Raw genomic sequence first — 22,119 nt, 5'->3', positions numbered from 1 at the left:
ACGGATGCTCAGGCCGATTGGCGCGATTGCAGGCTGCGACCGGCCAGCAGCGAAAGAACGCCATCGATCACCCGCGGATCGGCGAGCACCCGTTGATGACCTCCCTCTTCCAGGCGCAACAGACGGCTATCGAACCAGGCTTCGTGGATCAATTGGGATTCTTTGACTGGAACAAAGTTGTCGTCCTCGGCATGGACGATCAGCCCCGGCATGTCGAGCTGATAGCGCGCCACATCCAGCGCAGCGGCGCGCATGCCGACGTCTTTCTCCACCTGGCGAATAAACGCCGAACGCGCTTTGGGCGGCAGGCGCACATAGCGGGCGAATCCACGCAGTACCCCGAGAATTCGCGCCGGGGCGGCGATCGAGACCAGGGTTTCGGTGCGCAAACCCAACTGAACTGCGAGCATGGCACTGGCGCCGCCCATGGAGTGACCGATCACCGCTTGCAGCGGCGGCAATTCAGCGGCCGCTTCGAGCATCGCCCGGGCGAACAGCACCACATTGGCTTCGCGCCCAGGGGAGCGACCGTGAGCCGGGCCGTCCAAGGCAACCACGGTGTAACCGGCATCGACCAGCGCGGTGATCAGAGCGGCAAACTGGGTTGGCCGGCCTTCCCAGCCGTGCATCAACAACACCGCCGGCCCCTGCCCCCAACGCAGCGCCGAAAGGCCGAAGCGCAAGGTGATCCGCTCGGACTTCGCCAGCAACGGCAATTCCCAGTCACGCGGCGGTAATTCGCGCGGGGTCATGAATGCCAGACGCATCTTGCTCGCCATCAGCTTCGGCGCGAACCAGCCCAAGGTGCCATTAACGCCACGAACCCAGCTCAACGTGTTCATCGCCCATCTCCTCAGGCTGACGCCTTTAGGTCATAGCACCGCCGATTTGGCGGCGCGCAGCAAACGATCGGACAACTCTCCTGGCCCCAGCGCCCGTGCCAGAGCCAGACCACCGACCATCAAGGCGATGTCGGCCAAGACTTTGTCGGTGTCTTCCGGGCTGGCCGCCAACTGCGCGACCATCAATTCAACATGTTCATTCAACGCCACACGAAACTCGTCCGGCAGACGGCCCAGCTCCCCGACCGAAGCCGGAATCGGACACGCATGCTCGGTGGAATCACGGTGTTTGCGCGACAGATAGAACGCTGCGACCAAGGCGCGACGCTCTTCGCCGGTCAACTCGGCGTCCATATCGGCGATCAAGCCACGACGATGGCTGAGCAGCTGCTTGAACGCTTCCAGCATCAATGCGTCCTTGCTTTCGAAGTGCGCGTAGAAGCCGCCGACCGTCAGGCCGGCCGCGCCCATCACTTCGCCCACGCTCGGCTCGGCCGGGCCGCGCTGAATCAGCGCTGCACTGGCAGCCTTGAGGATGCGCTCGCGGGTTTGAGCTTTTTTATCGTTCATCGTTGCCTCCGAATATTACGACTAGAATATTATTCTCATAATAATTTTTCGCAAGTCGTGGATGTGACCGCTGGTCTGAAGAACAGTTTTGAGGAAAAAGGAGAGTTGGCCAAATGCCAGACAAACAAAAGGGCCATTCAATAATTGAATGACCCTTAAAAATCCCGCAGAGCGGGTAATCGTGGCGTCCCCTAGGGGACTCGAACCCCTGTTACCGCCGTGAAAGGGCGGTGTCCTAGGCCACTAGACGAAGGGGACACAAACCCTTCTATACAACTGATCAGTGCTGAGAGCTGATCGATTCAAGGCCGGTGTGGCCAGACCTTGAACTGTAAAATTGGTGGAGCTAGACGGGATCGAACCGTCGACCTCTTGCATGCCATGCAAGCGCTCTCCCAGCTGAGCTATAGCCCCGGATTTTTCGCCTCGCGGCGGAGCGACATCTTGCAACATCGCTTCTGTAAAACTGGCGTCCCCTAGGGGACTCGAACCCCTGTTACCGCCGTGAAAGGGCGGTGTCCTAGGCCACTAGACGAAGGGGACGCAAACCCTTCTATACACTTGATCAACGCTGAGTGTTGATCGCTTCAAGGCCGGTGTGGCCAGACCTTGAAGTGTAAATTGGTGGAGCTAGACGGGATCGAACCGTCGACCTCTTGCATGCCATGCAAGCGCTCTCCCAGCTGAGCTATAGCCCCTCATCGCTGAGGACGGGGCGAATCTTAATGGCGCATCGGAAGGCTGTCAAACTTATTTTTAACAATTCCCAAAATTTTTTGCCCACATAACAATCACTTACCGCCCTCCCCCCGTAAATTCGGGGGAAGTACCGAAGATCAGGATCAAAAGATCGCAGCCTTCGGCAGCTCCTACAGAGTCAAACGCCGTCAGGCAATCGCGCCCAGAAGCTTTTCCCACTCCTTGTTTTCCTTCTTCGACACGCCGCCCAGCAGGTCGATAGCCTGGCGCAGACGGAAACGGGTCAGGTCCGGACCGAGGATTTCCATCGCATCGAGCACCGACACCGAGCTGGCCTGGCCTGTAATCGCGGCGAACATCAGCGGCATGGCGTCACGCAGCTTCAATTCCAGGGATTCGACCACCGATTGAATCGTCGCAGTAATGCTGTCCTTCTCCCACTGACGCAGGCTTTCCAGCTTCCACAAAATCAACTGCATCAACTGACGAACCTGATCACCCGAGAGTTTCTTGGATTCGAACAACTTGGCGTCCGGGTTCACGCCACCGGCGAAGAAGAAGCCGGCCAGCGGTGCGACCTGGCTGAAGGTTTCAACCCGGCCCTGCACGTGCGGTGCGATCTTCATCATGTATTCAGGGTTCAGCGCCCACTTTTGCACACGAGCGGCGAACTCTTCCACCGGCAGGTCACGCAGCCATTGGCCGTTGAGCCACGACAGCTTCTCGATGTCGAAAATCGGCCCGCCGAGGGAGACGCGCGTCAGATCGAAGTTGTCGACCATTTCCTGCAGCGAGAACTTCTCGCGCTCGTCCGGCATCGACCAGCCCATGCGGCCCAGGTAGTTGAGCATTGCTTCCGGCATGAAGCCCATGCGCTCGTAGAACGTTACCGAGGTCGGGTTCTTGCGCTTGGACAGCTTGCTCTTGTCCGGGTTACGCAGCAGCGGCATGTAGCACAGCTGCGGTTGTTCCCAGCCGAAGTATTCGTACAAGAGGATCAGTTTCGGTGCCGAAGGCAGCCACTCTTCACCCCGCAAAACGTGGGTGATGCCCATCAAGTGGTCATCGACCACGTTGGCCAGGAAGTACGTTGGCAAGCCGTCGGTCTTCATCAGCACTTGCATGTCCATGCGATCCCACGGGATCTCGACATCGCCACGCAGCATGTCAGGCACCACGCACACGCCTTCGGTCGGCACTTTCATGCGGATGACGTGTGGCTCGCTGGCGGCCAGGCGGCGCGCGACTTCTTCCTTGGACAGCAACAGCGCACGGCCGTCGTATCGCGGGGTTTCGCCGCGGGCCATTTGCTCGGCGCGCATCTGGTCCAGCTCTTCGGCTGTGCAGAAGCACGGGAAGGCATGCCCCATGTCGACCAGTTGCTGGCAGTACTTCTGATAGATATCGCCGCGCTCGCTCTGACGGTAAGGACCGTGCGGGCCGCCGACGTCCGGGCCTTCGCTCCAGTCGATACCCAACCAGCGCAGGGCGTCGTAAATCTGCTGTTCGGACTCGCGGGTCGAACGCAGTTGGTCGGTGTCTTCGATCCGCAGGATGAACTCACCGCCATGCTGCTTGGCAAAGCAGTAGTTGAACAAAGCGATGTAAGCGGTACCTACGTGGGGGTCCCCGGTAGGCGATGGCGCGATGCGAGTGCGGACGGTGGTCATGGCATGTCTCGAAAAGAATAAAAGCGAAGATCAAAGCGAACTTCCAACAAGAGCCGAATGGTAACAGGCGTAGCCTGCCATGCTCCAGTCAGCGGGGCATATAAGCCAATATTGCATTGGGGGATCAGCCTGGTGGCGGTGTTGCCTACCAGGAGGTTGCAGGCAGGGCTGAAGGCTTGGGAAGCGCGCAATTGATATTTATAGTGTTCCGGCGGACCTCATCGCGGGCAAGCCCGCTCCCACAAGGATTGAGGGTATTCACACACTATGTTACCTATCTACAGACCCTGTGGGAGCGGGCTTGCCCGCGATGAGGTCCGCCCATTCATTGCACATCTCAAACCGCGATCAACCGCTCCCGCAACTTGCCGATTTCGTCGCGCAACTGTGCCGCGGCTTCGAATTCCAGATCGCGGGCGAGTTGGTACATCTTTTCTTCCAACTGACGAATGCGCTTGCTGATCTCGCTCGGCGAGCGCAGTTCGGCCTCGTACTTGGCACTTTCCTCGGCGGCCTTGGCCATGCCTTTGCGTTTCTTGCTGCGCGAACCCGGCACGACCGCGCCTTCCATGATGTCGGCAACGTCTTTGAACACCCCCTTCGGCGTGATGCCGTTGGCCAGGTTGAAGGCGATCTGCTTGTCGCGACGACGCTCGGTTTCGCCAATCGCCCGCTCCATGGAACCGGTGATGCGATCCGCATACAAAATCGCCCGACCATTGAGGTTGCGCGCCGCCCGGCCGATGGTCTGGATCAGCGAGCGCTCGGAACGCAGGAAACCTTCCTTGTCCGCGTCAAGAATCGCCACCAGCGAAACTTCCGGCATGTCCAGACCTTCACGCAGCAGGTTGATCCCCACCAGCACATCGAAGACGCCGAGACGCAAGTCACGAATAATTTCAACCCGCTCCACGGTGTCGATGTCCGAGTGCAGATAACGCACACGCACGCCGTGGTCGGCCAGGTAATCGGTCAAGTCTTCGGACATGCGCTTGGTCAGCGTGGTCACCAGCACCCGCTCTTCCAGGGCCACGCGCTTGGTGATTTCCGAGAGCAAATCGTCAACCTGAGTCAACGCCGGACGGATTTCGATTTGCGGGTCCACCAGGCCAGTCGGGCGCACCAATTGCTCGACCACTCGGCCGGCGTGCTCCGCTTCGTAATTGCCCGGCGTGGCCGAGACAAAAATCGTTTGGGGACTGATGCTTTCGAACTCGTCGAAACGCATCGGCCGGTTATCCAGGGCCGAGGGCAAACGGAAACCGTACTCCACCAGCGTTTCTTTCCGGGAACGGTCACCTTTATACATGGCGCCGACTTGCGGCACGCTGACGTGGGATTCGTCGATCACCAACAAGGCGTCCGCCGGCAAGTAGTCGAACAAAGTGGGCGGCGCCTGGCCGGACTCACGGCCCGACAGGTAGCGCGAGTAGTTTTCGATGCCGTTGCAGTAGCCCAGTTCCAGGATCATCTCCAGGTCGAAACGGGTGCGTTGCTCAAGTCGCTGAGCTTCCAGCAGTTTATTGTTGGAGCGCAGGTATTCCAGGCGCTCCTGCAATTCGACCTTGATCCCTTCGGTAGCTTCGAGCAGGGTTTCGCGCGGCGTCACATAGTGGCTCTTCGGATAGAAAGTGAAACGCGGCAGTTTGCGGATGACTTCACCGGTCAGCGGATCGAAGGCGGACAGGCTTTCCACTTCGTCATCGAACAGTTCAATGCGGATCGCCTCAAAATCGGATTCCGCCGGGTGGATATCAATCACATCGCCGCGCACCCGAAAGGTCGCCCGGGCGAAGTCCATGTCGTTGCGGGTGTATTGCAGGTCGGCCAGGCGACGCAGCAGCGCACGCTGGTCGAGCTTGTCGCCGCGATCGACGTGCAACACCATCTTCAAATAGGTTTCCGGACTGCCCAGACCGTAGATGCAGGACACCGTGGTGACGATAATCGCGTCCTTGCGCTCCAGCAGCGCCTTGGTCGCGGACAATCGCATCTGCTCGATGTGGTCGTTGATCGAGGCATCCTTCTCGATGAAGGTATCGGACGACGGCACATAGGCTTCGGGCTGGTAGTAGTCGTAATAGGACACGAAGTATTCAACGGCGTTGTTCGGGAAGAACGCCTTGAATTCGCCATACAGCTGCGCGGCCAGAGTCTTGTTGGGCGCCAGCACCAGCGTCGGGCGCTGTATCTGGGCGATCACGTTGGCGATGCTGAAGGTCTTGCCTGAGCCGGTCACACCGAGCAATGTCTGGTGCGCCAGCCCGGCCTCAATGCCCTCGACCATCAGGCGAATGGCTTCCGGCTGATCGCCGGCGGGCTCGAAGCGGGTGACTAGCTGGAATTCAGACATAACTACCTCTGGGTTCGCATCTGCACGGCTGACCGGGCACGAACGAAAAAGACCGCAAACGACCGACGTCGCCCGAGGAAAAAACTGGATTGTGCTCAATGTGGAGCCGTTTGCCACTGCTTTCAAGGCAAACGTCCTACATCGGGTAAAACCTTTGACGACGCCACTCGACCAACGATCGAAAAATAATTGGAAAAACTTACCGTAAAAGCCAAATCGCCTGTCGCCATCAATCACTGATGGCCTCTATACTAGCTCCCCGTTTGTGCACCGCTCTAGTGCATTCGGCTGGAGCGCGACACGTCCCTCCACACTCCATTCAGAGCCGCCGCAATAATGAGCCTGTTCTCCGCTGTCGAAATGGCACCACGCGATCCAATCCTGGGCCTCAACGAAGCATTCAATGCCGATACCCGTACCAACAAGGTCAACCTGGGGGTCGGTGTTTACTGCGACGAGCAGGGGCGAATTCCACTCCTGCGCGCCGTTGTCGAAGCCGAGACGATTCGCGCCGCTCAACACGTTTCCCGTGGTTACTTGCCGATCGACGGCATCGCTGCCTACGACCAGGCCGTGCAGAAACTGCTGTTCGGCAATGATTCGCCGCTGATCGCCGCTGGCCGGGTCATCACCACCCAAGCCGTCGGCGGTACCGGCGCACTGAAAATCGGTGCCGACTTCCTCAAGCAACTGCTGCCGAACGCCGTCGTGGCGATCAGCGACCCAAGCTGGGAAAACCACCGCGCGCTGTTCGAAACCGCCGGTTTCCCGGTGCAGAACTATCGCTACTATGACGCCGCGACTCACGACGTTAACCGCGCCGGCCTGCTGGAAGACCTGAACGCCCTGCCGTCCGGCTCCATCGTTGTGCTGCACGCTTGCTGCCACAACCCGACTGGCGTGGACCTGAGCCCGGCGGACTGGAAAAACGTGCTGGAAGTGGTCAAGGCCAAAGGTCACGTGCCATTCCTCGACATGGCCTACCAGGGCTTTGGCGACGGTATCGATGAAGACGCCGCGGCCGTGCGCCTGTTCGCCGAGTCGGACCTGACCTTCTTCGTCTCCAGCTCGTTCTCCAAATCCTTCTCGCTGTACGGCGAGCGCGTTGGCGCCCTGTCGATCGTCAGCGATTCGAAAGAAGAAAGCGCGCGCGTGCTGTCGCAAGTCAAACGCGTGATCCGCACCAACTACTCCAACCCGCCGACCCACGGTGCAAGCATCGTCGCTGCCGTGCTGAACAGCCCGGTACTGCGCGCCCAGTGGGAAGAAGAACTGGCAGAAATGCGCCTGCGGATTCGTGGCATGCGCACCCAGATGGTCGACCTGCTGGCGAAAAACGCTCCACAGCGCGATTTCAGCTTCGTCGGTCGCCAGCGCGGCATGTTCTCCTACTCCGGCCTGACGGTTGAGCAGGTTACCCGCCTGCGCAACGAGTTCGGCATCTACGCCCTGGACACCGGCCGCATCTGCGTTGCCGCGCTGAACCAGAGCAACATCGACGCCGTGACCAAGGCCATTGTTCAGGTGATCTGAGTCGGGCGCGTGATTGAAAACGGGAAGCCATAGGGCTTCCCGTTTTTTATGGGTCGCAGATATCTCTCGACCCGACGGCCAAGCCCTCTAGACTGCACACCATCCCGGCCCCCACAGGTTATGAGTACACCCGATAAATCTTGCGAGAACCCACATGAAAAACGATGACCTACGCGCCGACCGCGACGAGCTGGACTACTTTGTGCCCCGCTCTGCGGCCAAACGCGGTAATAACCTGGTGCTGCAAGTGGCTGCGGGCGTGTTCCTTGGCGGCCTGGCGTTGTGGCTGGTGCAACTGGTCGCTACGATGGCGTACGCCAAGCTGATGCTCGGCACCATTACCTTCGGCGGTTAAGCCAGTTCGGTTGCACGCTGGCTGGCTGCGTCGTCGTAGGCCACATAAAGCGACTCGGCCACCTGGCTTTTGATTGCCTTGGAGCTTTCCAGGCCCAGGACAAAACCTTCGGCCTTGCCGCCCGCGCGGTTCAATTCGTCAGCGGTGCTGGCCTGAGTGATGGCGTCGAACAGTTTCTCGGCGTGCGGGCCAACGCCTTTGGGCAGGCTGATCTGAGCGATGCTCATGCGAATACCCCGCTGTTTTGAGGTGTGAGGCTTGGGTGATTCATGGCGCGTACCTTTTCGGCTGAGGGCCGGCAGCGCGTGTCACCACTTCCGGGCGACCATGGTAGACCTCTACCGCGATTCTGGTAACCGCCAATGGCCGATAACCCCCTCTGATCCGATGAAAACATCAAACTGCCAACAGAGGCTTGACTTCTCTTTTTGAATCAGTAACATAGACGCCATTCCGCGATAGCTCAGTTGGTAGAGCAAGTGACTGTTAATCACTGGGTCCCTGGTTCGAGTCCAGGTCGTGGAGCCAGACAGCAAAATCGAAAAGCCCCTGAATCGAAAGTTCAGGGGCTTTTTTTGTGCTCGCCATTAAAGTCAAAAGATCGCAGCCTGCGGCAGCTCCTACGTCGGTCGCGTTTTACTTCGACCGAATGCAATTCGTTTCGTACGCGACGAAACGGATCGTGTAGAGAGCTGCCGCAGGCTGCGATCTTTTGATCTACCTGCCTTTTTACCAGGTACCGCCGTCAGACATGCTCACTGCTTTTCGCATGCACCGCCCGCGACTCGGCATGCCCATGCTCCGCCTCCACCACCGGAATCTCATTCCCGTCGCAGTCATGCAGCTTGCCTTCGCTGAAGTAATCCCCTTCCCGCAATGCCGCCAGATCTTGATAACGCAAGACTCGCTCGGTACCGGCTGCAAACACCGATTGTTGATCCGAGTTGCCGGCAGTGAGGTGGTTGAAGGTCAGGTTCAGCACGATGGCCATGATCGCCGAAGAGCTGATGCCCGAGTGGAAGATCGTCGCGAACCAGCTGGGGAAGTGGTCGTAGAAGTTCGGTGCGGCGATGGGAATCATGCCAAAACCGATGGAGGTGGCAACGATGATCAGGTTGACGTTGTTGCGGTAGTCGACCTTGGACAGCGTCCGAATGCCACTGGCCGCCACGGTGCCGAACAGCACGATGCCGGCACCGCCGAGCACGGAGGTCGGCACGGCGGCGATGACCCGGCCCATGAAGGGCAGCAGTCCGAGCACCACCAGGAACACACCGCCGGTGGCCACCACGAAACGGCTCTTGATCCCGGTTACCGCCACCAGCCCGACGTTCTGGGCGAAGGCGCTCTGGGTGAAGGAGCCGAAGATCGGCGCAACCATGCTCGACAGCATGTCGGCGCGCAGGCCGTTGCCCAGGCGTTTGGAGTCGACTTTGGTGCCGATGATTTCACCAACGGCCAGAATGTCGGCCGAGGTTTCCACCAAGGTCACCATGATCACGATGCACATCGACAGGATCGCGGCGAAATGGAACGTCGGCATGCCGAAATGGAACGGTGCCGGGAAACCGAACATCGGGCCTTGGGTGACGGACGAGAAATCTGCCATGCCGAGGAACACAGCGATAACTGTGCCGATGACCATGGCCAAGAGAATCGACAAACGGGAGATGGTCGCACTGCCGATTTTGCTGAGTAGCAGCACCAACACCAGCGTCACCGCCGCCAGGCCAATGTTCGCCATGCTGCCGAAGTCTGGCGCATGGCTGTTGCCGCCCATGGCCCAGCGTGCGGCCACCGGCATCAGCGTGAGGCCGATAGTGGTGATCACAATGCCCGTCACCAACGGCGGAAAGAACTTGGTGATTCGCGAGAACACCGGCGTGATCAGCAAGCCGATCAGCGACGCGGCAATCACCGCCCCGAGAATCGACTGAAAGCCGCCCTCCCCACCACTGCTGACAATCGCCACCATGGTCGCAACGCCAGAGAACGACACGCCCTGCACCAGTGGCAACTGACAACCGAAAAACGGCAAACCCAGGGTTTGCAGCAATGTCGCCACCCCCCCGGCAAACAATGAAGCAGCAATCAACAAACCGATGTCCGCCGGCGAAAGCCCGGCCGCCTGGCCGATGATCAAAGGCACCGCGACGATACCGCCATACATGGTCAGAACGTGTTGCAGTCCGTAAGCCATATTCGCGCCGATCCCGAGATTCTCATCCTCAGGCCGCTGGTATGAAACATGGGGCGTTTTCATGGTTGGGGGGTTCCCTGGTTTTTGTTGTGCGCACACTGTATTCAATAGTCAGGACAAATGTCTATAGAGTTGTATACAACTAACCAGTCAGATTATGGACATGTGGCCATATCGCCCTTTTGTCCATGGAGCCTCCCAATCAAAAGAAAAAGGGGCGAATTGCTCAAATCCGCCCCTTTACGTGTCGCTCAATTTGCCTGCGACACAGGCTCAATCAACCGCTCAAGCACCCGCTTCAACACTTCCCGCGCCGGCACTCGAATCCCGAATTCACTCTCCAGTAACCCGATCAACTCCTCAGTATCCGCCACCTGCCGCCGTTCGCTCTCGCTGCCCATGCGATGAATGGCAAAGCTGCCGTTATTCAATGTGCGTCGCCATCCCTCCCCCGTCCGCGCCACCATCAGTTGTTTGACGAAGGGCGATTCGGGATGGGTCGAGACGTACCAGTTGCCCAGGCTGTAATCGATGTCTTCCTGACGCTGCAGATCGAAGATGTACATGGCCCGCCATTCACCGCCGACGTTGGCGCGCAAGGTGTAGCCGTCGGCATGTGGTTCGATACGATAGGGTTCGTGAGGGGTGAACTGCTCGGCTTCGGTATCCAGCATCAGCGGTGCGGTGGGCACCATGCCGCCGAAGCCGACATCGGTGATGTAGCGCACGCCCTCCAGAGTCACCAGGCTCAAGCGGTGCGTACGCGCAGTCCACGCGCCTTCGGACTGGCCCATGACCACGCGACCGGTGATGCCACGTGCGTCGAAGCCCAATGTCTGAAGCAAGGCCAGGAACAGGTTATTGAGTTCGTAGCAGTAGCCACCGCGACCATCATGCAGGACTTTCTGTTCTATGGACGGGAGATCGATGAGCACCGGCTTGCCCAATAACGTGGTGAGGTTTTCGAACGGGAAGGCACCGGTGTGGCGCAGTTGCAGTTGGCGCAGGGTTTCCAGGGTCGGCGCCGGAGGCGCATCGAAGCCCAGGCGTTGCAGGTACAGCGCAAGATTTGTCAGTCGTGTCTCGCTCATCGCTCAATCCTTTATGCAGAGGTCCGCGGATCGCTCCGCCGATGGGCGCCATGTATAAGGGAAAACACGGTCGGACTGACAATTGATTTAGCCAATCGTCGCACGCGCCAAGACTATCGCCGCTTGCGCGAACCCAATCGAATCCATGTCGGCGCGTGATCACTGGCATGAGGTTCGTTGCGAACCCAGGCATCGACGCCGGCCTCTTGCAGGTAAGGACTCAGTGCCGGGTTGAGCAGCAGATGATCGATGCGCAATCCCGAGTTTTTCTGCCAGTGCTGCCGGAAATAATCCCAGAAGGTGTAGATGCGCTCCTCTGGATACAGATGACGCAGGGAATCGGTCCAGCCCTGATCCAGCAATCGCTGATAACACGCGCGACTCTCGGGTTGCAGCAACGCGTCCTTGAGCCAGGAGCGCGGGTTGTAGATGTCCAGATCGGTGGGCACCACGTTGTAATCGCCGGCCAGCACCACCGGATGGTCGCTGCTCTGCAGGTCCTTGGCGTGCGAGATCAGCCGCTCGAACCACGCCAGTTTGTAATCGAACTTAGGCCCCGGCTGCGGATTGCCATTGGGCAGGTACAGACAGCCCACCAGAACCCCGTGCACGGCAGCTTCCACGTAGCGGCTATGGGTATCGCTGTCATCCCCCGGTAAACCGCGCCGGCTCTCCAGCGGCTGCGCATCACGCGCCAGAATCGCCACCCCGTTCCACGACACCTGGCCGTGCCACACGGCGCCATACCCGGCCGCCTCAAGTTCCGCGACAGGGAATGCGCCGTCGACCGATTTGAGCTCTTGCAAGCAGGCAATATCTGGCTGTTCTCGCGCAAGCCAGGCCAGCAGATTCGGCAAGCGGGCGCGCATGCCGTTGACATTGAAGGTGGCGATTTTCAGGTTCTTCATGATCCGACGCTCGCAACGGATTGGGCGGTATCCAGTTGTGACCGGGGTGCGCCACGGCAGTTGCCGCGGCGAACGAATCAGGCGACTAAAGGCGCGAGCTTACAGCCGATGTTCATCCCAAGAGGCCTTGAGCAACGGCAGCAACGCCTCCTTGCCCACCGGCCGACTGAGGTAGAACCCCTGCACTTCATGGCACTGGTCCGAGATCAGGAAGTCCAGTTGCTCCAGCGTCTCGACACCTTCGGCGGTCACGGTCAGCCCCATGGCCTTGCCCAGGTTGATGATTGCCTGCACCACGGCGCGGTCATTGCTGCCGTTGCTCATGGACGCGATGAAGCGCTTGTCGATCTTGATGCCGTCGAACGGATACGTGCGCAGGTAGCCCAACGAAGAATAACCGGTGCCGAAATCGTCCATGTTCAGTCGTACGCCCAACTCCTTGAGCGCATTCATGGTCGCCAGGGCACCATCGACGTCGATGAGCATCACGTTTTCAGTGATCTCCAGTTCCAGTCGACTGGCGGGCAATCGGCTCTGGATCAACGCCTCCCGGACATCCTCGATCACATCGCTACGGGCAAACTGCACCGGTGACAGGTTGACCGACACCATCATCGCACCAGGCCAGGTCAAGGCCGTCTCGCACGCCTCGCGCAACACCCAGCGCCCTAATGGCACGATCAAATCAGTCTGCTCGGCCAATGGAATAAACGCGTCGGGGTTCAACAAGCCTTGCACCGGATGCTGCCAGCGCAGCAGCGCTTCGACCGAGACGATCTGCTTGCCATCGACGTGATAACGCGGCTGGTAATGCATCACGAATTCGTTGTTCTTGATCGCCAGACGCAGGTCGCTTTCCAGTTGTCGGCGGTGCTGGATCTGATCGTTCATGTGCGCAGCAAAGTAGCACCAGGTCTTCTTCCCATTGGACTTGGCCTGATACAACGCGATATCGGCGCAGCGAATCAGCTCCTGCGGAAGATGCCCCTGGCGCCGGCTCAGGGCGATACCGATGCTCGCGCCGATGTGCAGTGTGTGGTGATCGTAATGGATGGGTTGATGCAGGCTGTCGAGCAAGCGCTCGCAAAACCGGTCGATTTCCGCGTGGCTGTCCATGCCGTGGAGCACCAGCACGAACTCATCGCCACCCAATCGGGCAACCAGATCGATGTCCCGCGTGCACTCGCGCAAACGAATGGCAACCTCCAGCAGTACCGCATCGCCGGCCGGGTGGCCGAGGGAATCGTTGATCGGCTTGAAGTTATCCAGGTCGATCATTAACAACGTCAACGCCGTCGATTGCTCTTTCAGCGCCAGCGCGTCTTCGAGGTAGCGCGCCAGTTTGTTGCGGTTCGGCAAGCCAGTCAGGGCGTCGTGCATCGACAGATGCTGGATCTGCGCATGGGCGGCGACTTCATCGGTGATGTCGCTGGCCGTCCCGCGAAAACCCAGTACCGCGCCCTTGCGCTGGATCGGTCGCGCCGACACCCGGCACACTCGCTGTTGCCCCGATTGATCACGGTAGGAACAGCGCAAGTGACTGACAGCTTGCTCTTCATCAAGTTTGTTCAGCCACAGCGACAAGGGCGTGGTTTCGCAATTGAGCAGCTGCCCGATGTTCTGCCCCAGCCATTGCTGATCGGTGAATCCGGTAACGGTGCTGAAGCGCCCCGACAGATAAGTGATGCAGTGCTGGTCGTCGGTTTCCCAGATCCAGTCAGACGCGGCCTCAGCCACCGCACGAAAACGTTCTTCACTGGCCTCCAGCGCCTGGTTCGACAAATCGAGACTGGTGTAACTGGCGTCCACATGCCCGGACGCGCGCAGGACATAACGAAAGAAGTAAGCGGTCAACAACCCCAGAATCAACAGCGCCCCACCCAGTGGCGGCAGCAACGACCAGAGCAACTGGTGACCCGGCTGCTCGAGCCGGGAGACCAGGCTGTAACCGGTGCCGGTCAGGGCGACGGCGGGCTGACCGGGAACAAGGGCGTCGTCGGCCGCGAGGCTCAAATCAATCAACCCGTAATCGGCGCTCAAGGTATCGAGCTTTTCAGGGTTCAACTGGTCGACGTATATCAGTATCGAGGTGCTCTTGGGATCGACCGCCGGGCGTTCGTCATTGGGCACGATCGCGGCCGCCGTCAACAGCGCCGGTTTGCCTTCGAACAAGGTGTACCGGCTGACGGGCTCGATGAGGCTCTCCTGGCTCTGAACCTCCTCTATGAGGCTCGCCATCGACGTCGACAGATAGGCCGTCGCTTCGCCCTGCACCTGAAGCCCACGCACTATGGCGTATTTGGTTCGCTGACGATCGATCACGAAAACGCCATCGTAGTGATCGATGGTGAACAGGGTTTTGCCCACGTTCTGATCGATGTAGGCCCACTGCACATCGACCTTGTCGTTCAGGTGGTCGTAGGCAGTCGTCCAGTTGGCGTAGCTGGCGATGTAGTTTTTCGAGGCGGTGATGCGGTTCTCAAGTGCGCGTTGCGTGTAGAACGTGGTTTTACTCAGATCCTGAGCATCGAGCCGTGCGGCAATGCTGAACAGGGCCATCAAAGCGATCAACACCCCAACCACAAACAGCAGGCCGATGACGAACATCAGGTTGCGGGTAATCGGTGTATGACGCGCAGGTGCAACGGTGGAAGCAGCAGTCAAATCCATGCACTTGATCCTGTCAATCGATCGCCTTATCGGGTGAGACCGGCGGGGTCTGGTCTGTCGTCATGACAGCCAGGCTCTCCACTGACCATAGCAGCCATGCTCGGTCATCGCCCCTGAATACACTTAACTGGCTAGCATTAGCGGTCCGAACGCATCAGCGCCTCGACGCCCCCTTCCATCGACAACACCGCCGAACGATTTCGCCCCGAATGCTTGGCCTGGTACAGCGCTGCATCCGCGCGCTTGATCAACATTTCGGTGCTGTCATACCCCGTTGGCACAAACGAATAACAGCCCAGGCTGACCGTCACGTAGCCCGTGGGTGAACCGCTGTGGATGATGTTCTTGTCCATGACGCTTCGGCGGATCTGCTCGGCGATGTTCAGTGCACCATGGATGTCGGTATCCGGCAGCAACACCGCAAACTCTTCACCGCCGTAGCGCACCGCCAGATCAGCTTTGCGGTGACAGCAACCCTTCAATGCCCGCGCCACTTCGGCCAGGCAATGGTCCCCGGCCACATGACCGTAGGCGTCGTTATAGCGCTTGAAATAATCGATATCGAGCATGATCAGACTCAGCGGACTCGACTGCCGGGCACCGCGCCCGAACTCGATTTCCAGCGCGCGCTCGAACAATCGACGGTTGGCCAACCCGGTCAGGCTGTCGTGAGTGGCGATCAATTCCAGGGTTTTCTGCGCCTTGCGCAAATCCGCCTCGATCCGTTCGCCCGCGCGCACCTGATGAATGAATACCCAACCGAACAACCCCACGCCGAGGACAACCAGAGCGACGATCACACTGGATTGAATCGCCGTGTCGTACCAGTCCTTGAGGATCGCGTCTTCGGAAGATGCCGCCGCGACCACTACTGGATAGGCATCGAGCTGACGGTAGCCATACAACCGCACAATGCCATCCACCACCGAGTCGATCATGGCGTTGCCGGAGGTTGCGCTGGGCAAGTGTGTTTGAAAAATCGCGCCCTGAGCCAGGGATGTGCCGATCTGCGATTCCACAAACGGCCGTCGCGCCAGCAAGGTCCCATCGGTCAACGCCAAAAACATCGCGCCGTTGTTATCGAGGCTGAAGCTTTTGAAGAACTGATCGAAGTACGACATCTTGATCCCGGCCAACAACACACCCTGGAAATTGCCGTTCTGGTCGTTGACTCGCCTGGAAACAGGAATGATCCATTCGCCATTTTCGCGACTGCGAATTGCCGGACCGATGTGCGCCAGGGACGATACGTTCTGCTGGTGAAACCTGAAATATTCGCGGTCCGCCACACCTGCGCCACGGGGCAGATCATCGAACGACGTCACGACCCATTGCCCCCGCTTGTCGAACAGAAATATTCCGTGCAATTGATCCAGCGTTTGCACCCGCCGCGCGAAGGTTTTCTGCAAACGTGCCGCCTGGACAGCGTCGAAACCCTCCGCCTGGATCCAGTCCACCAGACTGGTCAGCACCAGATCGGCTTTCATGAAGGTGTCTTCGGCCTGCTGCGCCATGGCCCGGGTCAGGTTTGACGAAGACACCTCGGCCAACGCCAGATCGTGTCGACGCGACTGCTCCAGTTGCAGATAAAGCAGCCCACAGAGGCACAGGCACACGGCCGCAATGAACAGCACCGCTGCTTTGAGCAGGGGCAGCCGTTTCAAGGCACCGCCGGGCGCGGGGGGCGGATCGGGAATGGGGATAGGCAAAAGCATGTCCTGAAAGGGTAAGGCATGGGCAGAGGCCCAAAACCCTTATTTTTTGTGAGCTTAGTCTACGGGGTTGTGCGCCGCAATTGCGCCGATTTACAGAGATCGATTTGCCCGCGTGAGTGAAATACAAAAATCGTTTCTGCCAGGATGAAAAACCTCAGGAGCCTATTGAACGCTTCGATATCGGCTGCCATGCCCGGCCCCCGGCCCGGTTACCCAAGGAGGTATCCGCTGGAACCCCGCGGTTTGACGTTGATAGCCGCCGCGCGGTCTTCATCGATGATCATGCGCCGCATATTGCAGGCGCACGCCGGGAGGGATTTCATGCGGTTCAGTTCTTCAGCCCGCAACAATTGCGCGAGGAACTGGTAGCGCTTGGGTTGCCGGTACAGCAAGGCCAATCGGCGAGATGAGCCGCTTTTCGTAGGAGCCAGCGGTGCGGGCTCCTGCTGGCCCGTCCATTTTCTTCAATACCGCCGGTGCTTAAATCACATGACGCAAGGCAAAACCACGTTACCTTGAAGGAGCTACGATTAACTGACATCACGACAGGAAATCGAAATGAGTAAAGCAGATGAGCTCGCCGAGAAGCTGAAACAATCCCGGCAAACCAGTGCCGACGCGACCATCGCCGATCAGGCCATCGACAGCTGGCCTGCCCAGGTCAACGAGCTGTATCACCAGATCGAAGCCTGGCTGCAGCCATCGATCGAAGTGGGCCTGAAGCTGCGACGCAATCCCACTCACGTGTTCGAGAGGGCGCCGGACGGGGCGAGTTACGATTACGCCATCGACCAACTGCTGATCGAAGGCAACCACCATAGCGTCACCTTCGACCCTGTCGCTCGTTTCACCGCCGACGGTGCCGGGCGGATCGAGATCCACTCGACAGGCAAGGAACTCGCCCTGTTGCGAACCTCGGACGAACACGGCGTGACGCACTGGTGGCTTCAGGCGATCGAACAATCCGGCCAACAACCAGATGCGATCGCACTGACGGAACACAACCTGCTCCTGGCGGTGCAAGAAGGGCTGGGGCTTTAAGCCTTACAGCTTGCTCTGCCCCACCGCCATCGAGGGAGGCGCCGCTCGCCTCCCGTCCAGCGTTGGCCGTTCCGACGGCAGATTCAGTGCCCGCAACACCGGCTTATCGTACCCATACACATCGGGCTTGAACGTCACCCGCCCATCAAGGCTCAGGTCCACTGTCCAATAGGCCAACAGCACCGGCACTTTCACAGGGAGCCTGATGTTCTCAGTCTTGCCGTTGGCTAACTGCTTTTGAATCCCTTCGCTGTTCCAGCGAACCGGGTCGTTGAACAACAGCTCCACTAATTGCAGCGGATTTTCTACCCGAATACAGCCGGAACTGGTCGCGCGATTGGATTGCGCAAACAACTCACGATGCGGCGTGTCGTGCAGATAAATCGCATAGTCATTGGGAAAGCGAATAACCACCTGCCCCAACGAATTATCCGACCCTGCATCCTGCCGCAGCGTCAGGCCGCGCGGGTTCTCCCAATCCACGGTATACGGGTCGAGCACGTTGCCTTCTCGATCGATCACGCGAATCCGGTTTGCATCAAGGTAACCAGGATTGTTGCGAATCTTCGGCAGCATATCCTTGACCAGAATGGTTGGCGGCACCGTCCAGGTCGGGTTGAACGTGACGTAGGTGATCTCCGATTGAAAAATCGGCGTGCTGCGATACGGTTTACCCACCTGCACCCGGGAGCGCCATGTCAGCTTGCCATCGCGATAGAACGAAACCTTGTACCCGGCAATGTCGACGATGACAAAGGTGCCCTGCAGTTTGTACAGCAGCCACCGTGCCCGTTCCATGTTCACGCGAACCTGGTCGATTCGCGCTTCGACCGGCACATTCAGCGCCGCCAGTGTCGCCGGCCCCGCCACACCATCCGCCCCGAGGTATTGCTCGGTTTGATACTTCTTCACCGCCGCCATGACGGTGTCGTCGTAGTCGGAGCGCGCGTTCTTATTCGTGGCCAGATAACCACCCGCTACCAAACGGGCTCGCAACTGCGCAACCGAGGCGTCGTCCATGCCGGGCCTGAGGGTCTGCCCTTGCGGAATCTTTGGCCAGCCGCCACTGTCGCGAACCCTGCGCAGTTGCGCCAGGCCCTGTCGCAACGTGCCATAAATTGCTTCTTGTGGCGGCGCCTGGGCGAACGCGCGCGCGACGTCATGGCTGTCGAGGGCGGCGAAGAAAAGATTGACGTCCTCCCGGGGGTCGATGCCGAGCGGATCGAAATTCCAATGGATGTCCAGCCGCGAAGGGTCGACCTTGCCGCGCCGCAACTGCAGCAGCGCCGTGATAAACGTCTGGGTCGCCGAGATATCGAAGGCAGCCTGTTGCCCGGGAGTTGACGCTGCCGTTTGCAGCGACGCTCGGGCACTGGCCAGTTCAGCAATTCGAAAATCCGCAGGATCCAGGCCATCGACCTCGGTATCGCTCAGGCTCTTCAACAACTGGACGACATCGTCATCGTCCGTCCAGGCAGCGCGATAGCCCCGATGGCTATAAAAATCCATCACCGCCCGGTTAACGTCGACCCGCTGATGACGCGGCGAGGTGAGCAACGGAGGAAATGCCGAACTCAATGGCGCCAGCGCCGCCTGAATCGCCTGACCAACGTAATCGCCAGGCGCTGCCTCCGCGATCATGCTAACGGGAGATGCCGGCTCAATCGGCGAAGTTTGCGCAACTGCCATGCCGCTTATCAGAAAGCCCATAAAAAATATGCGGCTTATGACGAATAACCTTGTTAACTGCCCCATGGATAATCCTTAATCTCCCGTTTTCAACCGGCTAGCGTCGTGCGCGCTGCTAGACTCGAAACAATCAGATGAGACTTGCGTATGGCCCTAGACCGCTGCGGCTTTTTAATGACGGCCCTGTTGCTGACCGCGTGTACCTTACCGGCAGCCTACGCCGATTCGCTTGAAGCCGCGCTGATCAAAGCGGCCCCCAATGCCAATGCCAAGGTGATTGCCTTGGCCGTACGCGCCTCTCAATGCAGCCGGACCCAAGGCACGGCCCCGGCTCAAAGACTGGCAGTCATCGATTACTCCCTGCCCTCGACCGCGCAACGTCTTTGGGTATTCGACCTTAAACAACGCAAATTGTTGTTCCATGAACTGGTCGCCCACGGTCGCAACAGCGGCGAGAACATGGCCCGCCAGTTCTCCAACCGCAATGCCAGCTTCGCTACCAGTCTTGGCCTGTATCGTACCCAATCCAGCTATGTCGGGCAGAACGGCTATTCGTTGCGCATGGAAGGTCTGGAGCCGGGTTTCAACGACAATGCTTTCGAGCGAGCGATTGTCATTCATGGCGCACCGTATGTCAGTCCTGACCTGGCGCGAGCGAATGGCCGGATCGGCAGAAGCCTGGGCTGCCCGGCGGTGAGGCCTGCAATTGCGCATCAACTGATCGACTCGATGAAGGATGGGCAGCTGTTGTTTTCTTATTATCCGGATCAGCGCTGGTTGAAGTCTTCTTCGTACATCAATTGCGGTAACGCTACCGTGGCGGACTCGGCCAGGCCGACGGGAAAATCATTGAACACAGAATGAAACTGTCAGAAATGTAATCTTGGCCTCAGTCTGCTGAAAGGCGCCGCCCGTTAGCCTCCACCTCATTAAGTGCTCCTCCCTCCGCTCAGGATGGGCATGAGGGCTTCATCAGGCTGACGGATGGGAAAAACGGCATGCATTCCAACACCTCAAGACGCACCTTCGTGAAGGGCCTGGCCGCGGGTGGCGTCCTCGCGGGCCTCGGGCTGTGGCGCACGCCTGTCTGGGCGATCACCAGCCCTGGCGAACCGAACGTGCTGGCCGGTACCGAATTCGACCTCTACATCGGCGAAACCGCGGTCAACATCACCGGCAACCCTCGCACGGCGATGACCATCAACGGCGGCATTCCCGGCCCCCTGCTGCGCTGGCGTGAAGGCGACACCGTCACGCTGCGGGTGAAGAACAAACTCAAGGACACCACCTCCATTCACTGGCACGGCATCTTGCTGCCCGCCAACATGGACGGCGTTCCGGGCCTGAGCTTTCACGGCATCGAGCCGGACGGGATGTACGTCTACCAGTTCAAGGTCCGGCAGAACGGCACTTACTGGTATCACAGCCATTCGGGCTTTCAGGAGCAGTCCGGGGTTTACGGGCCATTGGTGATCGACGCCAAGGAACCGGAGCCGTTCCAGTACGACCGCGATTACGTGGTGATGCTGACCGACTGGACCGACGAAGACGCCGTCGACCTGATGAGCAAACTCAAGAAGCAATCGGATTATTACAACTACCACAAGCGCACCGTGGGCGATTTCATCCAAGACGTCAGCGAAAAAGGCTGGGGCTCGACAGTCGCCGATCGCAAGATGTGGGCCGAGATGAAGATGAACCCCACCGATCTGGCCGACGTCAGCGGCGCCACTTACACCTACTTGATGAACGGCCAAGCGCCGAACATGAACTGGACCGGTGTCTTCCGTCCCGGCGAAAAGCTGCGCCTGCGTTTCATCAACGGTTCGTCGATGACCTACTTCGACGTGCGTATCCCCGGCCTGAAAATGACCGTAGTCGCGGCCGATGGCCAACACGTCAAACCGGTGAGCGTCGACGAGTTCCGCATCGCGGTGGCGGAGACATTCGATGTGATTGTCGAGCCAACCCAGGACGCCTACACCCTGTTCGCCCAGTCGATGGATCGAACGGGTTATGCCCGCGGCACCCTTGCGGTGAAGGCCGGGTTGTCGGCACCGGTTCCTCCGCTGGATCCGCGACCGCTGGTGACCATGGATGACATGGGCATGGGTGGCATGGATCACGGAAGCATGAGCGGCGACATGGCGGGGATGGATCACAGTGCAATGCAAGGCATGACGGGCATGGACGGCGGAGATATGCAGGGCATGGACAACATGGCCGGTATGGATCACAGCACCATGGCCGGTATGCAATCCCATCCCGACACGGAAAAAGACAACCCGCTGGTGGACATGCAAGCCATGACCACCTCGCCGAAACTCGACGACCCGGGCCTTGGCTTGCGCGACAACGGCCGTCGCGTACTGACTTACTCCGACCTGCGCAGCACCTTCGAAGATCCGGACGGCCGCGAGCCCGGTCGCACCATCGAGCTGCACCTCACCGGCCACATGGAGAAATTCGCCTGGTCGTTCAACGGCGTGAAATTCTCCGATGCCGAACCGCTGCGACTCAAGTACGGTGAGCGAATCCGGGTCGTCCTGGTCAACGACACGATGATGACTCACCCCATTCATTTGCACGGTATGTGGAGCGACCTCGAAGACGAGAACGGCCAGTTCATGGTGCGCAAACACACTATCGACATGCCACCGGGATCAAAGCGCAGCTATAGGGTCACCTCCGATGCGCTCGGCCGCTGGGCCTACCACTGCCATCTCCTGTATCACATGGAAATGGGCATGTTCCGTGAAGTTCGCGTGGAAGAATGAGGCGCT

At 59.2% G+C, this 22,119-nt stretch carries 17 protein-coding genes and 5 tRNA genes; 7 read left to right on the top strand and 15 right to left on the bottom strand.

What is annotated here, in order from left to right; genetic code table 11:
• Positions 1-8: 8 nt before the first annotated feature.
• The 8 genes from PSH97_RS09900 to uvrB form a co-directional block, all read right to left on the bottom strand.
• Positions 9-842: an alpha/beta fold hydrolase gene (locus tag PSH97_RS09900; protein WP_305426219.1), complete on the bottom strand. Its 834-nt coding sequence runs from the start codon at positions 840-842 to the stop codon at positions 9-11.
• 30 nt (positions 843-872) lie between these two features.
• The gene (locus PSH97_RS09895) at positions 873-1,412 is read right to left on the bottom strand and encodes a TetR/AcrR family transcriptional regulator (protein ID WP_038980068.1); all 540 of its coding nucleotides are present in this window, start codon (positions 1,410-1,412) and stop codon (positions 873-875) included.
• 182 nt (positions 1,413-1,594) lie between these two features.
• Positions 1,595-1,670, bottom strand: a tRNA-Glu gene (locus PSH97_RS09890).
• A gap of 80 nt (positions 1,671-1,750) precedes the next feature.
• Positions 1,751-1,826 (bottom strand) — tRNA-Ala (locus tag PSH97_RS09885).
• 53 nt (positions 1,827-1,879) lie between these two features.
• Positions 1,880-1,955, bottom strand: a tRNA-Glu gene (locus PSH97_RS09880).
• Between the two features lie 79 nt (positions 1,956-2,034).
• A tRNA-Ala gene (locus tag PSH97_RS09875) sits at positions 2,035-2,110 on the bottom strand.
• Between the two features lie 189 nt (positions 2,111-2,299).
• Positions 2,300-3,781 (bottom strand): glutamate--tRNA ligase, encoded by a 1,482-nt coding sequence (gene gltX / locus PSH97_RS09870; RefSeq protein WP_305449021.1) that lies wholly within the window; start codon positions 3,779-3,781, stop codon positions 2,300-2,302.
• A gap of 337 nt (positions 3,782-4,118) precedes the next feature.
• Positions 4,119-6,134 (bottom strand): excinuclease ABC subunit UvrB, encoded by a 2,016-nt coding sequence (gene uvrB / locus PSH97_RS09865; protein ID WP_305449020.1) that lies wholly within the window; start codon positions 6,132-6,134, stop codon positions 4,119-4,121.
• A 336-nt stretch (positions 6,135-6,470) separates the two neighbouring features.
• On the opposite strand from uvrB, the gene PSH97_RS09860 reads away from it, so the two are divergent.
• Positions 6,471-7,667 (top strand): amino acid aminotransferase, encoded by a 1,197-nt coding sequence (locus tag PSH97_RS09860; RefSeq protein ID WP_305449019.1) that lies wholly within the window; start codon positions 6,471-6,473, stop codon positions 7,665-7,667.
• A 154-nt stretch (positions 7,668-7,821) separates the two neighbouring features.
• Positions 7,822-8,022: a hypothetical protein gene (locus PSH97_RS09855; protein ID WP_305449018.1), complete on the top strand. Its 201-nt coding sequence runs from the start codon at positions 7,822-7,824 to the stop codon at positions 8,020-8,022.
• Here PSH97_RS09855 and PSH97_RS09850 read toward each other — a convergent pair.
• A complete protein-coding gene (locus PSH97_RS09850) occupies positions 8,019-8,249 on the bottom strand; it encodes a hypothetical protein (protein ID WP_305449017.1) in 231 nt (76 codons plus the stop codon). The two genes, PSH97_RS09855 and PSH97_RS09850, sit on opposite strands and share 4 nt — an antisense overlap.
• 225 nt (positions 8,250-8,474) lie before the next feature.
• Here PSH97_RS09850 and PSH97_RS09845 point away from each other — a divergent pair.
• A tRNA-Asn gene (locus PSH97_RS09845) sits at positions 8,475-8,550 on the top strand.
• 217 nt (positions 8,551-8,767) lie between these two features.
• Here PSH97_RS09845 and PSH97_RS09840 read toward each other — a convergent pair.
• From PSH97_RS09840 to PSH97_RS09820, 5 genes are all read right to left on the bottom strand, one after another.
• Positions 8,768-10,285, bottom strand: a complete 1,518-nt coding sequence (locus PSH97_RS09840) for a nucleobase:cation symporter-2 family protein (protein WP_305449016.1) — start codon at positions 10,283-10,285, stop codon at positions 8,768-8,770.
• Positions 10,286-10,473: 188 nt separating this feature from the next.
• Positions 10,474-11,313 (bottom strand): arylamine N-acetyltransferase family protein, encoded by an 840-nt coding sequence (locus PSH97_RS09835; RefSeq protein ID WP_305449015.1) that lies wholly within the window; start codon positions 11,311-11,313, stop codon positions 10,474-10,476.
• Positions 11,314-11,426: 113 nt separating this feature from the next.
• Positions 11,427-12,221 (bottom strand): exodeoxyribonuclease III, encoded by a 795-nt coding sequence (gene xth, locus PSH97_RS09830; protein WP_052965500.1) that lies wholly within the window; start codon positions 12,219-12,221, stop codon positions 11,427-11,429.
• A gap of 99 nt (positions 12,222-12,320) precedes the next feature.
• Positions 12,321-14,891 carry a bifunctional diguanylate cyclase/phosphodiesterase gene (locus tag PSH97_RS09825; protein ID WP_305449014.1) on the bottom strand — a complete coding sequence of 857 codons (2,571 nt, stop codon included), beginning with the start codon at positions 14,889-14,891 and terminating at the stop codon, positions 12,321-12,323.
• 137 nt (positions 14,892-15,028) lie between these two features.
• Positions 15,029-16,600, bottom strand: coding sequence for a sensor domain-containing diguanylate cyclase (locus PSH97_RS09820; RefSeq protein ID WP_305449013.1), 1,572 nt, complete (start codon positions 16,598-16,600; stop codon positions 15,029-15,031).
• 122 nt (positions 16,601-16,722) lie between these two features.
• Here PSH97_RS09820 and PSH97_RS09815 point away from each other — a divergent pair, with 122 nt between their 5' ends.
• Positions 16,723-17,016, top strand: a complete 294-nt coding sequence (locus tag PSH97_RS09815) for an HAD family hydrolase (RefSeq protein WP_305449012.1) — start codon at positions 16,723-16,725, stop codon at positions 17,014-17,016.
• A gap of 148 nt (positions 17,017-17,164) precedes the next feature.
• Positions 17,165-17,647, top strand: coding sequence for a hypothetical protein (locus PSH97_RS09810; RefSeq protein WP_305449011.1), 483 nt, complete (start codon positions 17,165-17,167; stop codon positions 17,645-17,647).
• A gap of 3 nt (positions 17,648-17,650) precedes the next feature.
• Here PSH97_RS09810 and PSH97_RS09805 read toward each other — a convergent pair whose 3' ends face one another.
• On the bottom strand, positions 17,651-19,402 hold the full coding sequence (locus PSH97_RS09805; RefSeq protein WP_305449010.1) for a L,D-transpeptidase family protein: 1,752 nt from the start codon (positions 19,400-19,402) through the stop codon (positions 17,651-17,653).
• Positions 19,403-19,483: 81 nt separating this feature from the next.
• Between PSH97_RS09805 and PSH97_RS09800 the strand changes: the two genes are divergently transcribed.
• Complete coding sequence (locus PSH97_RS09800; protein WP_305449009.1) at positions 19,484-20,200, top strand: murein L,D-transpeptidase catalytic domain family protein; 717 nt, start codon at positions 19,484-19,486, stop codon at positions 20,198-20,200.
• A gap of 134 nt (positions 20,201-20,334) precedes the next feature.
• On the top strand, positions 20,335-22,113 hold the full coding sequence (locus tag PSH97_RS09795; protein WP_305449008.1) for a copper resistance system multicopper oxidase: 1,779 nt from the start codon (positions 20,335-20,337) through the stop codon (positions 22,111-22,113).
• Positions 22,114-22,119: the final 6 nt, after the last annotated feature.

This window comes from Pseudomonas cucumis (assembly GCF_030687935.1).
GTDB lineage: Bacteria > Pseudomonadota > Gammaproteobacteria > Pseudomonadales > Pseudomonadaceae > Aquipseudomonas > Aquipseudomonas cucumis.
The sequence above is the reverse complement of the archived record's forward strand: the minus strand, read 5'-3'. Positions and strand labels throughout refer to the sequence as shown.